General features: G+C 62.0%; 14 protein-coding genes and 1 pseudogene. 6 read left to right on the top strand and 9 right to left on the bottom strand.

Annotation, left to right across the window (positions count from 1 at the left end; all coding sequences use genetic code 11):
* The first annotated feature begins 36 nt into the window (after positions 1-36).
* Positions 37-555, top strand: a complete 519-nt coding sequence (locus NTD89_RS03345) for a sigma-70 family RNA polymerase sigma factor (protein ID WP_262206445.1) — start codon at positions 37-39, stop codon at positions 553-555.
* Positions 552-1472: a FecR domain-containing protein gene (locus NTD89_RS03350; RefSeq protein WP_262206446.1), complete on the top strand. Its 921-nt coding sequence runs from the start codon at positions 552-554 to the stop codon at positions 1470-1472. Before NTD89_RS03345 ends, NTD89_RS03350 begins: the two co-directional genes overlap by 4 nt.
* 7 nt (positions 1473-1479) lie before the next feature.
* Here NTD89_RS03350 and NTD89_RS03355 read toward each other — a convergent pair.
* Positions 1480-1557, bottom strand: a pseudogene (locus NTD89_RS03355) (hypothetical protein); the annotation flags it as partial.
* A 277-nt stretch (positions 1558-1834) separates the two neighbouring features.
* Between NTD89_RS03355 and NTD89_RS03360 the strand changes: the two are divergent.
* On the top strand, positions 1835-2050 hold the full coding sequence (locus NTD89_RS03360; RefSeq protein ID WP_003173733.1) for a molybdopterin-binding protein: 216 nt from the start codon (positions 1835-1837) through the stop codon (positions 2048-2050).
* Between the two features lie 527 nt (positions 2051-2577).
* On the opposite strand, the gene NTD89_RS03365 is transcribed toward NTD89_RS03360, so the two are convergent.
* Both NTD89_RS03365 and NTD89_RS03370 read right to left on the bottom strand, forming a co-directional pair.
* Complete coding sequence (locus NTD89_RS03365; RefSeq protein ID WP_262206448.1) at positions 2578-5925, bottom strand: hypothetical protein; 3348 nt, start codon at positions 5923-5925, stop codon at positions 2578-2580.
* 188 nt (positions 5926-6113) lie between these two features.
* On the bottom strand, positions 6114-7259 hold the full coding sequence (locus tag NTD89_RS03370; RefSeq protein WP_262206449.1) for a MalY/PatB family protein: 1146 nt from the start codon (positions 7257-7259) through the stop codon (positions 6114-6116).
* Between the two features lie 98 nt (positions 7260-7357).
* Here NTD89_RS03370 and NTD89_RS03375 point away from each other — a divergent pair, with 98 nt between their 5' ends.
* Positions 7358-7516 (top strand): hypothetical protein, encoded by a 159-nt coding sequence (locus tag NTD89_RS03375; RefSeq protein WP_262206484.1) that lies wholly within the window; start codon positions 7358-7360, stop codon positions 7514-7516.
* A gap of 40 nt (positions 7517-7556) precedes the next feature.
* Here the strand turns inward: NTD89_RS03375 and NTD89_RS03380 are convergent, their stop codons facing one another.
* From NTD89_RS03380 to NTD89_RS03405, 6 genes are all read right to left on the bottom strand, one after another.
* Positions 7557-8633, bottom strand: a complete 1077-nt coding sequence (locus NTD89_RS03380) for a nucleoside hydrolase (protein WP_145165615.1) — start codon at positions 8631-8633, stop codon at positions 7557-7559.
* A gap of 28 nt (positions 8634-8661) precedes the next feature.
* Complete coding sequence (locus tag NTD89_RS03385; protein WP_145165614.1) at positions 8662-9972, bottom strand: MFS transporter; 1311 nt, start codon at positions 9970-9972, stop codon at positions 8662-8664.
* 320 nt (positions 9973-10292) lie between these two features.
* Positions 10293-10925: an N-carbamoylsarcosine amidohydrolase gene (locus NTD89_RS03390; protein ID WP_262206451.1), complete on the bottom strand. Its 633-nt coding sequence runs from the start codon at positions 10923-10925 to the stop codon at positions 10293-10295.
* Positions 10926-11140: 215 nt separating this feature from the next.
* A complete protein-coding gene (locus NTD89_RS03395; RefSeq protein ID WP_262206452.1) occupies positions 11141-11893 on the bottom strand; it encodes an Asp/Glu racemase in 753 nt (250 codons plus the stop codon).
* A gap of 14 nt (positions 11894-11907) precedes the next feature.
* Positions 11908-12705 carry an alpha/beta fold hydrolase gene (locus NTD89_RS03400; RefSeq protein WP_262206453.1) on the bottom strand — a complete coding sequence of 266 codons (798 nt, stop codon included), beginning with the start codon at positions 12703-12705 and terminating at the stop codon, positions 11908-11910.
* Positions 12702-13835 carry an FAD-dependent monooxygenase gene (locus tag NTD89_RS03405; RefSeq protein ID WP_262206454.1) on the bottom strand — a complete coding sequence of 378 codons (1134 nt, stop codon included), beginning with the start codon at positions 13833-13835 and terminating at the stop codon, positions 12702-12704. Before NTD89_RS03405 ends, NTD89_RS03400 begins: the two co-directional genes overlap by 4 nt.
* A 307-nt stretch (positions 13836-14142) precedes the next feature.
* Between NTD89_RS03405 and NTD89_RS03410 the strand changes: the two genes are divergently transcribed.
* On the top strand, positions 14143-15195 hold the full coding sequence (locus NTD89_RS03410; protein WP_262206455.1) for a 2,5-dihydroxypyridine 5,6-dioxygenase: 1053 nt from the start codon (positions 14143-14145) through the stop codon (positions 15193-15195).
* Between the two features lie 125 nt (positions 15196-15320).
* Entirely contained in the window at positions 15321-15755 is a 435-nt protein-coding gene (locus NTD89_RS03415) for a MarR family winged helix-turn-helix transcriptional regulator (protein WP_315975600.1), read from the top strand.
* The last annotated feature ends 61 nt before the right edge of the window (positions 15756-15816 follow it).

Here is a 15816-nt window from a genome sequence, read left to right on the forward strand (position 1 = left end):
ATTTGAGACTCACTCGCGCCGCGCAGGTCGCTTGCCATGAATGATGCTGTTGTCCCGACCCACGCCGCCGAACCCACCTTGTCGAGTTTGTACCGCGACCACCGCAGCTGGCTCGAAAGCTGGCTGCGGCGGCGCCTGGGCAATGCCTGGGATGCGGCGGACCTGAGCCAGGATACGTTCCTGCGCGTGCTCGCCAGCGCCCAGCCGATTGCGCAGATGCAGGAGCCGCGCGCGTACCTGGTGACGGTCGGCAAGCGTTTGCTGGTCAACTTTCATCAGCGGCGCAGTCTTGAGCAGGCTTACCTGACGGCCTTGGCAAGCCTTCCGCACGCCTGTGTGCCGTCACCGGAGCAACGCTGGTTGCTGCTCGAAACCCTGCAGGCGCTGGATGAGTTGCTCGACGGCTTGCCCGTGCTGGTGCGCCGCGCATTTTTGTGGAGCCAACTTGAAGGCCTGGGTTATCGCGAGATTGCCGAGCGGCTCGACGTTTCTGAGCGCACCGTGAAGCGCTACATGGCGCACGCTTACGAACATTGTTTGCTGGCCGAGCTGTGAGCCGCGAGGTCGCGCGCGCCGCCGCGCAGTGGCTGGCCTTGCTGGAATCCGGCGCGGCCACCGAACGTGATCACGCTGCGTTGCAGCAGTGGCGCGACAGCCACCCCCAGCACGAACAGACCTGGCAGAAAGCCCAGGCCCTGCGCCAGCGTTTCAGCGACGTGCCGCCGGCATTGGCAATGGCCAGCCTCGACCGCCCGCAACCGTCGCGGCGGGCCATTCTCAAGCGTGCGCTGGGTGTGGCGGCGCTGGTGCCAACCGCCTGGTTGGTCAGCCGGCAGTTGCCCATCGAGGCGTGGCGGGCCGACGTGCACACCGCCACCGGCGAGCGCCGGCGCCTGCCGTTGGCCGATGGCAGCAGCGTGCAACTCAACACGGCCACGGCAGTGGATGTTGATCTCCAGCAGCGGCGCATCACGTTGGTAGACGGTGAGCTGGCCGTGAATGTGCCGGGCGCGGCGTCGATGACTGTGAACACCCGCTACGGCGAGGTTCACGTCAGCCAGGCCGAGGTGTGTGTGCGGCAATTGGCGTCCGGTTGTTTGGTCTCGGTGCTCAAGGGCGTGGTGCAGGTGCGCGACGTGCAGGGGCACGTGGCGTCATTGAGCAGCGGGCAGCAGGCGCCGTTGCAGGCCAAAGGGCTTGGCGCCTGGGTAGCGTTCGATGCGCTGCAACTGGGCTGGCGCGACGGCGTGTTGACCGCACAGAACCAGCCGCTGGGGGATTTTCTGCGCGAACTGTCGCGTTATCGCCCAGGCGTATTGCGCTGGGACCCGAGCCTGGAAATGCTACGCGTCACCGGCAGCTTCCGGCTGGACGACACCGACCGCATCCTCACGCTGCTGTCCCAGACGTTGGGGTTTGAGGTGCGAGCGCGGACGCGGTATTGGGTGACCTTGAGCCGCACGTTGGTTTGACGCTTTAACCCTTGGTGGCCGCGATCAACTCGGCCGCCACCAGGAACATCCACGCCAGGCTCGGGATCGAGCGCAGCCCGGCAAACGTGGGCTCCAGAGTGATATGTCCCCATCATGCTTTATCGGAATATGCAGTCTCTGTGCCATCTGCTTCTACAGCGCATTTGCTCGGGTTTACGCCGCTGTGGCTGTGATGGCAGCGGGCAGTTTGCTGATCCAACTGTTGCCAGGCGAACACTTCTTATATACCCATATCGAATAAATAAAGAGTTATATATTCCTTTTAATGTTCGATTGGATGGCGCATTTTGAGGGCCTGCGCATTCGTGCGGATTGACCCAACAGCCAAAAGGAAAGCCGACATGACCATTAAAGCGATCAACGTGCGCAACCAGTTCAAGGGCGTGATCAAGGAGATTCTGCTGGGGGAAGTGGTGTCCGAGATCGACGTGCAAACTGCGTCCGGCATCGTGACGTCAGTGATCACCACGCGCTCGGTGCGCGACCTGGAATTGAAAGTGGGCAGCGAAGTGATTGCCTTTGTGAAGTCGACCGAAGTTTCCATTGCCAAGCTGTAAACCCGTGGTTGAAGCAAAAGCAGATTAAGTGCAGATCTGCTTTTTTGTGGGCGCTGGCTTGCCGGCGATGTGGGCACCTCGGTGCATCAGGCCTACCCAGTTGATCCCTTCGCAGGCAAGCCAGCTCCCACATTTGACCCAGTACACCCATTACCCTGATGTACTCAGATCTAATGTGGGGGCTGGATTGCTTGGGTAGGTCACTCGGGAGACCGGGTGCCTATCCATTGCTGCAGCCTTAGTGGTTATCGGAGCCTGTCAGACCACGTGCAGATCTGCTTTTCTGTGGGAGCTGGCTTGCCGGCGATGCGGGCACCTCGGTGCATCAGGCCTACCCAGTTGATCCCTTCGCAGGCAAGCCAGCTCCCACATTTGACCCAGTACACCCTCTGCCTGATGTACTCAGCTGCCAATGTGGGAGCGGGCTTGCTCGCGAATGCGGTGGGGCATTCAGCTTTTCTGTCACTGATACACCGCCTTCTCAAGCACGCCCATTCCCACATGGATAGAGGCCAGCCCAGTGAACCTCAGTTGATGCGCGGGCCGCCGCCGCCCGGTTGATGCGGTTGCGGTTTGTCCGGGGGCGCATCGCTGGGCAGGCTTTTGGGTGGCGTGTTGGGGTCTTCGTAGTGCTTGTGCAGGTCCCCATCCAGCCGATTGCTCGACGACCCGCCTTTTTGCGGCGTCTGGTCGAAGTGCTCCCATTCCGATTGCTGGAAGCGAAAGATGCTGTCATCGGTCGGCGTGTCGCGGCCGTGGTAATGGTGGATTTCGTAGTGGGCGTACTCGACCTTGTCGGCCCAGTTGTCCTGCAATAAGCCGTCGCCGGCCAGATCGCGGTACCAGTCGTTTTCTTTCTCGGTGGCTTTCTGCTTTTTGTTGTGGTCGACAAAGTAGCCGATGATCCCGCCCACCACCGCCAGCACCACACCCACCAGGAACAGTGGCCCGGTCAAGGCCGCCGCCGTGCCTGCGCCAAACAGTGCCGCCGCGCCGAGTACCCCGGCCGACGCACCGAACGCACCGCCCGCCACCTGCAGGCCGCCAGCCGCCTGGGCCAGCGGGTCTTTGCTGTCCACGCCACTTTTGATCGCCAGTGCGCCCAACACGATATCGGCGAACCCGCCGGCGATGTCCGTGGCCGGGCCGAGCACCTTGATGACCGAGCCGGCAATTTTCGCGGACTTGGACGCGCCGAGCTTGGCCGCGCCTGCAGCGGCGAGGCCGTCATCCAGGTGAGTCGCCAGGCCTTCGGTGGCCTCGGTGACGGCTTTGTCGCCTTCACCAAACATCTTCGAAATGCCGTCGTACTGGCTGTCGGGCACGGCATCGAGTGCGCTGGTGATCTTGGCTTTTACATCGGAGGGCAGGTCGTTGACGCGGAATTCGAAGTTCGGCTCCTGCAGACCGGTCTTGCCCCAGATTTCCGGCAGCGTCTTGTCCAGGCCAAGGAAGTCCACCAGGCCGCCTTTGCCCAGGGTCTCGCCGATCTTGTCGCCCAGGCGCACGAAGTGGCTGGAACCGCCGGCAAAACTCAAGAAGTCCTTGGCGATGGACATGCGCTGCGCAGGCGTTTCACCGAGCTTGCCGCCTTTGCCGACCAATTGGTAAATCGCCGAAAACAGGGTCACGCCGGCGCCGAGAGAACCCAGGATGCCCTTGCTGTTGAGGGTATGAAACACCTCACCGAGCATGCCGCGGTCGGCGACCGGGATATAGGGTTTGCTCAACGCGGTTTTCAGGTCGGCCTCGCTGATCGAACCATTGTTCTTGTAGACCTCGCCCAACTCCTCCAGGGCCTTGGTCACGCCAGCGGACTTTTCCTTGCCCTGCAGGCCTTCGTTGAGAAATTTCTCCAGGGTTTCCTGGGTGCGCCGTGGCAGGTCGAGCAGGGTGCCTTTCAATACGCCTTTGAGCAGGCCGAACAGGTCCTTGGTGGCCAGTTCCTTGTTCTCGTCGGAGATCTTGCTCGGGTCCGAAAGGATCGCGTTGAGGTCGGTGGTCAAGCCGTCGGCCTGAATGTTCTGCGCCGCCTTGCTGGCCGCTTCCGGGTCGAACAACGACAGCGAGGTGAGGGTGTCGCTCAGGTCTTTCTGCGCCTCAGAGGTATTGCCCTGGTCTTGCAGGTCCTTGAGGTACAGCACGTAATCCGGGTTGGACGTCAGGTCCAGGAGCTTTTGTTTGATCTCGTCCTTGTTTGGCAGCTTATTGATCGCGTCGTCCATTTTCGACTTGTAGTCGGCCTGCACGGTCGGGTCTTTGAACAGCTCGCCGATCTGCTCCTGCACTGCCTTGCCGTCGATGATGTCGTGCATATCGGCCGAGGTCAGCTCGGTCTGCTTGTCATCGAACTCGCGCCAGGTGGTGTTGAACGGGCGCTTGGCTTCTTCGTAGCCGGTAATGCCGTGGCCGTTCTGGTAGGCGGCCTGGGCTTCCAGCGCGCGCACCAGCTTGGCGCGCGGGTCGTCTTTGGGAATCGAGCCATCCTTGACGCCGGCGCGGTAGGTGTCGATCAACTGGGTGGTGGCCAGCTCGCTGACGCTCAAGGTTGGCGACTTGTCGTCTTTCTCATCGGCATGCACGCCGGTGTCCATGTTCAGCACGTCGAGGTCACCGGCCTTAGGCAGGTTGTGCTGGGTGCGCGTGTCATCGACCGCGCCGGCACTGGAGGCGTCCCACTTGGCCTTGACGTCATCGTAGAGCTGCGGGCTGAGTTCCTTGGAGACGATGACCTTGCCTTCGCTGGTTTCATAGCGGATCAGGCCATCGCCCAGTTCGTCGGGCGAGCCGAACGTGATGTCGGTGTTTTTCAGGAAGTCATTCGGCCCGGCCAACTTATAGCCTTCGCTTTCGCTGGTGTGGATCTTGTCCCAGGTGTCGTGGGCGGTGGCGACGCTCTTGAACAGCTCGGGGCTGACGTCGGAAGACACCACCACCTTGGTGCCGTCATGCAGTTCGTAGGTGAGGATGCTGTCTTTCTGGTCGTTGTTCCAGCTGAACGTCTTGTAGTCATTCAGGCCCGGCACCGGCGTGTTGGCGTCGGCCAGGGCCGCCCCGTTATTCAGCTCGCCTTCCACCACGGCCTTTTTGCCAGGGTCGGTGTAGACCTCGTGCAGGCCCGCCAGGTAGTCGAACAGCTTGGGGTTGTCGTCACGGGCCACGACCATCTTCTGGCCGTTGCTCTCAAAGCGGATCAGGCCCGGGCCGACTTCATCCTCGGGGCCGACCGTGGTACCGGCGTAGGGCGGCCACACTTCGTTGTCGCTGGCGCGTTTGTAGCCGGCGTCTTCGCTGCTGGAGAGGCCGGTGAAGCTCGCATAGTCATCCTTGGCTTTCTGGAAGGCTTCGGGGTTGTCACGCTGGCTGACCACGACTTTGGTGCCGTCCTGGGTTTCATAGCGGATCACGCCCGGGCCGGTTTCGTCGGGCGGCCCGAGGGATTTGTAGTCGGCGAGCTTTTCCGGCGCTTTTGCATCCGCGCCAAGGCTCTGGTAACCCGCGTTCTGGCTGGCCACCACGCCCGTGAGCGATTTGAAATCGGCACTCACTTGCTTGAACAGCTCCGGGCTGTCCTGTTCGCTGACGATGACTTTCTTTCCATCCTGGGTTTCATAACGAATCAACCCAGGGCCGACTTCATCGGGCGGCCCGATGGCCTTGTAGTCGGCGAGGGCGGGCGGTGGCGTGGCGTCCTTGGCGGCCAGTGTATAGCCCTGTTGCTGGCTGGCATCGAGCCCCGATGGCGTCTTGTCCTGGGACTCGACTTTTTTGTGGGCGCTGTTTTTGAGCAGCACATGAAAAGCGGTGCCCGACTTGGATGGCGTGCGGGGAAGGGTTTTGGGATCGGACGAGCGATCAAGGGGCTGGGTCGCCATGCCATGAAACTCCTGCTGTTGCCGGTGGGACGGATGGGCAAAAACAGTAACAGCAGGGTTTCGGCATTCGTTGCGAAACGTTGTGAATTAACGCCGGCGAGCCGCGCCAACGGGCTCATCCGGCTGGGTTGTGTAAGTCGACAGCCCGAGATTCGAGGAGGACTGGCCCCCGCGATGGGGCCAGTCGCTTAGCGGTTTCTCAGGCTGCGCTCCATACGCTGCAAGCCCTCTTCGAGCATCGCACGCGGGCAGCCGAAGTTCAGGCGCACAAACTGCTGGCTGTCATCGCCGAACTCAATGCCGGCGCTCAGGCCGACCTTGGCCTGTTCCAGGAAGAACTGCTGCGGATCGTCCAGGCCCAGGGCGCTGCAATCCAGCCACGCGAGGAAGGTGCCTTGCGGGGCATGCATCACCACGCCGGGCAAACGGGTTTGCACGGCGTTGAGCAGGTAGTCACGGTTGGCCTGCAGGTAGCTCAACAGCGCCTCCAGCCATTCACCGCACTGGCTGTAAGCTGCGCGGGTAGCTTCCAGGCCAAGCGGGCTGACGCTGTCGACCATGCCGCAACGCGCGTTATTGAAGCGCTCGCGCATCTGGGCGTTTTGCACCACGGCAAAACAGGTCTTCAAACCGGCGACGTTGTAGGCCTTGCTCGCCGACATCAGGGTGATGGTGCGCTGGGCGATCTCGGGGCTGAGGCTGGCGGTAGGTGTATGGCGACGGCCATCGAAGCACAGTTCGGCGTGGATTTCATCGCTGATGATCAGCGCGCCGCTTTCCAGGCAGGCGTTGGCCACGGCCAGCAGTTCTTCGCGCGGGAAGACTTTGCCGATGGGGTTGTGCGGGTTGCTCAACAGCAGCGCGCCGGCGCCGGTCAGCGCCTGGCGCAGGGCCGGCAGCGGCGTGAGGTATTCGCCGTTGCTCAACGCGAACGGCACTTCGATACGCGGCAGGTTCCAGTTCGCTGGCGCCAGGCGAATCGGGCGATAGTTCGGGGTTTGCAGCACCACCGGCTGGCCCGGCTGCACGAACGCGTGCAGCGCCATGTTGAAGCCGGGTTCGACGCCGGGCAAAAACAGCAGTTCGTCTGGCAGTACGCGCCAGGCGTATTTGGCCCACAGGTCGGCAACGATGGCGTCGCGCACATCCGGCCCGGCCACGCTGTAGCCCAGGATGTGTTGGTCGAGACGCTGGTGCAGGGCTTGCAGTACGGCAGGTGGCGCGGCGATATCCATGTCGGCGATCCACATCGGCAAGACGTCTTGCGGGTAACGGTTCCACTTGGTGCTGCCGGTGCCGAGGCGGGGGTGGATCGTGTCGAAATCAAAGCTCATGGGAGGCTCGTGTCAGGGAGGCAGGCGCAAGAATGGCGCTGATTCTAGCGCCATTATTTTTATAGGCCAGCGCTGATTGCCTCATACGGCGTCGGGATTTGTGGGGCGGCTATGAAAGCCTGGTCACCGTGGCGGACACACGCGACCGTGAAAGCGCGACGGAGCGGGCGTTGAGCCCGGTGGTGCGCTTGCATATCTTGGAAGATGTGGCGGCGCTGATCGAGGATCTGCAGCGCGGCCTTACCTTGGCGGGTTGAGTGAGGGGCGCTCCCACGCAAGGTGGGCGCGATCCCTTTATCAGTGCTTGACCGGAGTCGGCAGCGTCACCAGGCCGACGTAGCCGTCCCAGAATTTGTGCTGATCGACGCCAAATACCACCTTGGCTTTCTGCGTGCCCAGCGGTGCACCTTTCTGGTAGCCCAGCGCACGGCCGTAGTCGGCGCCGAACGTTGCGTCCACATCCACCCACAAATCGCGGGACTCGGTGACGATGTCCGGGCTGACCAGAAACAGCGCCGGCAAGCTGTCCCAGGTAAAGCTGTGGTAGCTGGGGTCTTTGTCGAACAGCGGGCCGAACTCGTGCTTGTACAGCTCGGCAATCGCGCCTTTGTGTGCCACCACGCGTTGGTACACCGACTTGTCGAAGGTGACTTTCTCGCACACGTCATTCGGGAAAATCACGTGCTCGATCGGTGAGCGCAGGACGATCTTTGCCGCCTCCGGGTCGAACCACCAGTTGAATTCCGCCGCCGGTGTGGTGTTGCCCGGAATCTGGAACGCACCGCCCATGTACACGATGCGCTTGATCAGCGGCACGATGTCCGGCGCCGAGCGAATCGCCAGGGCGATATTGGTCAAGGGGCCGACGGCGAGGATCGTCACTTGATGGGGATTGGCGCGCACGCTTTGCACGATGAACTGCGCGGCGGTCTCGCTGCGCAGTTGGGTGTGCGTCGCCAGGCCATCCGGTGGCGCGATCAACTGCGAGGGCGAGGCAGGGCGCGGGTTTTTGAACGCGCCCGGCCAACCGGCGCCAAACAGCGCTTTCTCTGCCTCGTACGTGGCGTAGTCATGCAGCAGCGGGTAGGCGGCGCCGGAATAGACGCCCACCTCTTTTTCCACGCCCATGCGTTCCACGGCCTTGAGGGCATCGACCTGTTCCTGGTCGACCCAGGCGTTGCCGCTGACCAGGGTCATGCCCAGCAGCTCGATGCGTTTTTGCGCATGCAGCTGGGCGAGCATGATAAAGGCCTGGCCGTCATCGTTGAGCACGTTGAAATCGGTGTCGAAGATGACTTTTTCGGCCGCTTGCGCGGTGCCGGCACACAGGCCGACCGCGACAAGCAGTGCACAGCTTTTAAAGAAGCCTTGCATGGTGATTCATCCGCAGAAATTGTTGTTGTTAACGGTTCACCAGTTTCGCCGGCAAGGCGATGACCAGGAAGCTGCTGAGGATCAGGCAGCCGGCGAAAAACCACAAGGCACCCGCGCTGCTGCCGGTGACGTCGATGGCCACGCCCATCAGCGAGTTGCTCACCAGGCCGGCGATGTTCGCCACCGAGCAGGCGAGGGCAAAGCCGGTGGCTGCTGCGGTGCCTTTGAGAAAGGTTGCCGGCAGGCTGAAAAACACCGGCACGGCGCCGATGATCGCGGCCGAGGCGATGGCGAACAGCACCACCGTGGCCACCACGTTATGGGTAAAGAATGTGCTGGTGGCCATCGCCGCCGCGCCGATGAAAAACGGCACGATGATGTGCCAGCGACGTTCACGGTGTTTGTCGGAGCTGGCGCCGATCAGCAGCATGCCGAGCAACGCCGCCACGCTGGGTAATGCGGTCAGCAGGCCGATGTGGAAGGTGTCGGTAATCCCGGCGTTGCGGATGAACGTCGGCATCCAGAAACCCATGGCGTAGGCGCTGAGCAGGATCGAGAAGTCGATACCGCCGAGCATCCACACTTTGAGGTTGAAGAAGCCGTCGCGGAAGCTGTGCTTGCTGCCGGTGGCGTCGGCTTCGTCCTTGCGCAGCTCACTTTCGAGCAGGGCCTTTTCGTCGTCCGACAGCCATTTGGCTTGCTGGAAAGTATTGGGCAGCGCCCAGAAGGTCAGCACGCCGAGCAAAACGCTGGGCACCGCTTCGATCAGGAACAGCCATTGCCAGCCGCGCAGGCCGCCCAGGTTGTCGAAGTGGCCCATGATCCAGCCGGACAACGGGCCGCCGATCACGCTGGACAGCGGCAGGCCGATCATGAACAGCGCGATGATGCGGCCGCGCCGATGCGTCGGAAACCAGGTGGTCAGGTAATACAACACACCCGGCAAAAACCCGGCTTCGGCGGCGCCGAGCAGAAAGCGCAGGATGTAGAACTGCGTGGTGGAGGTGACCAGCATGGTGCAGGCCGAGAGCAGGCCCCAGGTGATCATGATGCGCGCGATCCAGATCTTCGCGCCGACCCGTTCCAGCACCAGGTTGCTGGGCACTTCAAAGATGATGTAGCCGACAAAAAACAAGCCGGCGCCAAGGCCGAACGCGGTTTCGCTGAAGTGCAGCTGGTCGAGCATCTGCAGTTTGGCGAAGCCGATGTTGATGCGGTCCAGGTAAGCGGCCAGGTAGCAGAAACACAGAAACGGAATCAGCTTCCAGGTGATCTTGTGGTAGAGCGTGGTGACGGGGTCGGCGACGGTGGTCGCGGGCGCTGCATTCGCAATGGGCATTGGGGTGTCTCCTGGCGGTGACTTATGGTTTTTATACAGCCGCTTTTGTTCCAGCACTTCGGAGTGCTGTAAAAGCGACTTCCAAAGGCAGTGTCAGAAGACTGAGATTTCCCTGCTGGAGGTCATCCATCTGTGGGCCGGGTGTGTGGGAGCTGGCTTGCCTGCGATGGCATCGACGCGGTGTCACTGAAACACCGCAGCGCCTGCATCGCGGGCAAGCCCGGCTCCCACAGGGATCGGCTTCTACAGATGAGTGCCTTCCAAGCGGCTACCTCAGTTTTTTCCGGACCACGCTCTTTGTCGTGGTTCCTGGTCAATCGTTATTGCTCCCTGAACTTGCTCATCGCCTCCTGCTTGCTCACCACGTCGCCATACTTGCTGTCGATGTCGAACAGGTTGGCTTCGTGGGGCGCCGGGTGTCGGTCGCCGACGCATTCGCGCACGACGATGGTGCGAAACCCGTGTTGCACCGCATCCACCGCCGTGGCGCGAATGCAGCCGCTGGTGGAGCAGCCGGCCAGTACCACGGTGTCGATGCCTTGAGCGTGCAGCATCGGGGCCAGGCTGCTGCCGAAAAACGCGCTGGCGTACTGCTTGGTGATCACCACTTCATCGTCCTGGGGCAGCACCTCGGCGCAGAACGCCGCCAGTGGGTTGCCCTCGACCATGTCTTTCATCACCGGGGCTTTCTTGACCCAGATGCCGCCATCGGCGAAATGGCCGCGATGGTAGCGGATATTGGTGTGCACCACCGCAATCCCATGCTGGCGCGCAGTGGCCAGCAGCTCGACGCTTTCGGCCACGGCCGTGACCACGCCCGGTGCGAACAGTGGCGCGCCTTTGGTGGTGTAGCCCTGCATGAAGTCGATCATCAGCAGCGCGGCCTTTTTGCCGAAGCCGATGCGGTTGCCCCAGACGCCTTGGTAGTTGGCGTCGGCAGATTGTTCGCTCATTTGTTTTTCACCTCATTCTCTGTGTTGTGGCGAGCGGGTTCGTTGTGGCGAGCGGGCTTGCCCCGCGTTGGGCTGCGAAGCGGCCCCAAAACCGGCCATGCGGTTTGCCTGACGAATCCCATTGCCTGGACGAGGGGCCGCTTCGCGCCCCAACGCGGGGCAAGCCCGCTCGCCACGACAAGCCCGCTCGCCACAGCAAGCCCGCTCGCGGTGAGTCAATAAGCGCCGGAGAGCAGGGCGCCGGCACCGGGCACGATAGGCTCCAAATCCAGCGCCTTGAGCATCGCGTAAGTAGTGGCGATGGCGGCAGTGAGCACCGGCTTGCCGGTTTGTGCCTCAACCTTGGCGACCACTGGCAACGACTGCATTTGCACACAGGCCGAGAGCACGATCACATCGACGCCTTCCAGGTTCATGCCCGCGACGATGGCCGGCAGGTTGGCCGGGTCGTGGCGCGCGACTTGGAGGTTGTCGGGTATTTCCAGCGCCCGCCAGTCCACCACCTCAAAGCCTTCTTCGCGGATGTAATTCACCACCAGTTCGGTCAGCGGCTTCATGTACGGCGCGACGATAGCGATGCGTTTGGCACCCATGACGTTGAGGCCTTCGATCAGTGCGCCGGCGCTGGTGATCACCGGGGCATTGGCGTCGTTATCGGCAGTGGCTTGGCGCAGGCGCTGCTCGGATTTGCGGTGATAACCCAAGCCCATGGCCATGATCGCCACCAGGCAGGCGTACCCCAGCACATCCACCTTGGCGTCGGACAGCTCGACGGCGCAGCGGTCGGACTCGCCGTCCATTGCCGCCAGTTCTTCCTTGCGCACCTGCTTCATGCGCATGCGGCTGGAGTGAAACGTAAAACGCTCCGGGCGGATCGCCTGGCGCGCGTTGAGCATCGCCGGGATCTCGGTTTCCATGGTGGTGTTGGAACTCGGCACGATCTGGCCGATGCGGTAAGGCTTGTGCATGGTGGTCTCCGTTCTTAGTGGGTGAGGAAATCGCCGAGCGCGTCGAAGAAACCCTCGAGGTCATCCCACGGAATCATGTGCCCGGCGTTGGGTACGCGAACGACCTGAATGGCCGGTTGCAGGTCCTGGATTTCGGCGATGTCTTCATCGAGGATCACGCCGCCGCGCCCGGCCACCATCAACAGGGCAGGGGCCTTGAGGTGAGGCAGGTCCTGATGGAAGTCCACCGTGTGAAAGTCATTGAAGGCGCGCACGATGGCGGGCTCAAAGCAGGTGTGCAGCCATTCGGCGCGCAGTTGCAGTTGCTCGGGTGTCCAGGTGGCGCAGAAGGCGCGCATGGCCTGTGCATCCATCCCAACCAGGGATTGGCGGATCGAATCGACGTACCACGGCAATTTGCTCGGGTATTCACGGCGGCCGGGGCCGGACACTGGCGGGTCGATCAGCACCACGCGGTTGACGCCTTGCGGATGCTTGACCGCACTGCGCACGGCAAAGCGCGCGCCCATGGAGTGGCCGACCAGGTGGTAACGGTCCAGATTCAGTGCATCGGCGAATGCGCCAATGTCATCGCTGCAGGTGTCGGCGCTGTAGTCCAGCTCGGGTCCGGTGGACGACAAGCCGCGCCCGCGTACATCCAGCACGTACGTGTCGAACTGCGCGCCGAGGCGTTCGGCCACAAACCCCCAGGTAATCGCCGGGCTGGTGATGCCCGGAATCAAAATCAGCGCCGGGCCGTTGCCGCCGTAGCGCAGGTAGTGCTGGCGAATGCCGTTGGCCTGGACGTTGCCGCCATAGAGAAAGGTGCTCACGCGGCCACCCCCGATTTCAGTGGCTGCGCGTACAGGTCATAGCCGTACACCCAATCCGGGTCTTCCTGGGTGCGCAACCACGTGTTGGCGTTGGACACCGCCTGCACGCGGGAGGCGCGTTCCTTGCGGTTGGCTTCGTAGAGCTGGAACGCGGTGCGGTAATCGCTGATGCCGGTTTCCTGCAGGCAACGGGTGAGCATGGCGGCGTCTTCGATGGCCATGCCGGCGCCCTGGGCCATGTGCGGCTTCATTGGGTGGCAGGCGTCACCGAGCAGCACCAAGCGACCTCGGCTCCACAGTGGCAGCGGGTTGCGATTGCGCAGCGGCCATTTGGTCACGCTTTCGGTGGACTCGATCAGGGCCTGCACGGTGGGGTGGTAGCCCTTGAACGCTTCGAACATCTCTTCGCGGCTACTGTTCACGAATGCGCCCTGAAAGTCCCATTCAGCATGCGGCACGCCAGTGACGTAGTAGTACTCGTCGCGTTTGCCGGTGGTGTAATACACCATCATGTGGCGGTCTTCGGTCCACCACTTGATGCAGTCTTCGAACGTGAGGTCGTACTTGGCCAACTGGTCGCCACGGATCAACGCGCGGTGCGCGACCCAGCCGCTGTACAGCGGTTTTTCCACGCCGAGCAGTTCTTCACGAATCTTCGAATTGATGCCGTCGGCGCCGATCACGATGTCGGCATAGGTCACTTCACCATCGGCGAAGGTCAGGCGCACCTGGGTGTCGGTTTCTTCGAGGGTTTCCAGGCGCTTGTTGAAATGCAGGGTGCCGGGCTTGAGAGTGGACATCTGCAGGGCATGCAGGTCGCCGCGGTGCACGGTGACATACGAGGCGCCGTAGCCGGTGAGCGGGATGCGCGAGAGGTAGTCGCCGGTTTCGCCGCAACGGCTGAACCAATGCTCTGGGTGCGAGCCCATCAGGTCCAGCTGCTTTTCGATGCCCATGCGGCGGAAGATTTTCATGATGTTGGGCCCCATGTGGATCCCCGCGCCCAACCGGGAAAACTCCGGCGCCTGCTCGTAGACGTCCACGTCAAAACCGGCCTGCTGCAACAGGGTAGCGGCGGCGGCGCCGCCCAGGCCGGCACCGACGATGGCGATTTTTTGAGTGCTTCCCATGGGGCGTAATCCTCTTTCTTTGTGATTGTCGGCAGCGTCTGCCTGCAAGGTTTTTAAAGTGTATACGCTCATTTTTTAAAATGGGAAGCCCGCTTCTGCAAATTTATTTTTTGGCCTCGTTGAACCTGCGTAACGTGATATTCCCAATAAATGCTGGGTTTGTTTCGATAGGTAACATTTTGGCGCGCCGCTTGCAGTCCGCTTGCAATTCAGGTCTTATCGTTATTAATTGGCGTATACGCTATAAAAATGCACTAGAGTGAAGCGCAGTGCTTGAACTTGGTGCAGTCCCACAGGAGACAGGAAAATGCCGGTAAGCGATTGCGAACTGACCCAGATGTTTGAACACGTGCTGAAGCTGTCGAAGGCCGACCCGACCCAGAGCGTCGCCGTGCTCAAGAGTCATTACTCCGACGCACGCACCGTGCGTGCGGCGATGGAGGCGGCGCAGCGCCTGGGGGCCAAGGTGTATGCGGTGGAGCTGCCGTCGTTCAATCACCCGCGGGCAATGGGCAATGACATGACCGCCTACTGCGGCGACACCGCGCTCACCGGCAACATCGCCGCCCAGCGTGCGCTGGAAGCCGCCGACCTGGTGGTTGACACGATGATGCTGCTGCATTCACCGGAACAGGAGCAGATCCTCAAGACCGGCACGCGCATCCTGCTGGCCGTGGAGCCGCCGGAAGTGCTGGCGCGCATGCTGCCCACCGAAGAAGACAAGGTGCGTGTGCTGGCGGCCGAGCAATTACTGAAAAAGGCGCGTTCGATTCACGTCAAATCCCGCGCCGGCAGTGATTTCCGCGCTGCCTTGGGGCAGTACCCGTCGGTGACCGAATACGGTTTTGCCGATGAGCCTGGGCGCTGGGACCACTGGCCCAGCGGCTTCCTGTTCTCCTGGCCCAACGAGGAAACCGCCGAGGGCGTGCTGGTGCTGGACGTCGGCGACATCCTCCTGCCATTCAAGACCTACACCCGCGAGAAGATCACGCTGGAGATCGAGAAGGGCTTTATCACCAGGATCCACGGTGGTTTCGAGGCCGAGTACCTGCGTGATTACATGAAGTACTTCAACGATCCGGAGGTGTACGGCATCTCCCACATTGGCTGGGGCTTGCAGCCAAAAGCGCAGTGGACCGCCATGGGGTTGCATGACAAGAACGACGGCATGTGCATGGACGCGCGGGCGTTCTATGGCAACTTCCTGTTCTCCACCGGGCCGAATACCGAAGTGGGCGGCACGCGCAAGACGCCGTGCCACATGGACATTCCGCTGCGTCATTGCGATGTGTACCTGGATGACGAGGCGGTGGTTATCGCCGGTGACGTAGTCGCCCCGGCAGCCTCTCTGGCCCGCTGAAGATCCCAATGTGGGAGCGGGCCCGCTCCCACAGTTCTAACCGTGTTTCCTCAATGAGAAACTTGAGTCGATCCGGTAAGCCAGCCATCATGCGTCCCCATCGCCAATCACCCACCGAGCCCGCCGTGCCTGATTCCTACGTTTTCTCTGAACAAGTTGGCCACCTGCTGCGCAAGGCCTACCAGCGCCACCTGGCGATCTTTCAGCAGAATGTCGGCGACTCCCAGCTCACCGCCGTGCAGTTTGTCACCCTGTGTGCACTGCGCGATCAGGGTGCAAGTTCCCTCACCGAACTGGTCAAGGCCACGGCCGTTGACCAGGCGACCATTCGCGGCATTGTCGAGCGGCTCAAGGCCAAGGAACTGATCACGCTGGAGCCGGACCCGCAAGACAAGCGCAAGGTGGTGGTGGACCTGTCTGCCGCAGGCGCCGACCTGGTCGCGCAAACCGCGCCGCGCGCCGCGCAGATCAGCGAACTGACCCTGAGCAACCTCAACCCGGCTGAACGGGTGGCGGTGTTGTTCCTGCTGCGCAAAATGATCGACGACCCGCAGGAATAGTGGGCTTGTCGTGGCGAGCGGGCTTGTTGTGGCGAGCGGGCTTGCCCCGCGTTGGGCTGCG

This window comes from Pseudomonas sp. 14P_5.3_Bac1 (assembly GCF_025466135.1).
Taxonomy (GTDB): Bacteria; Pseudomonadota; Gammaproteobacteria; order Pseudomonadales; family Pseudomonadaceae; genus Aquipseudomonas.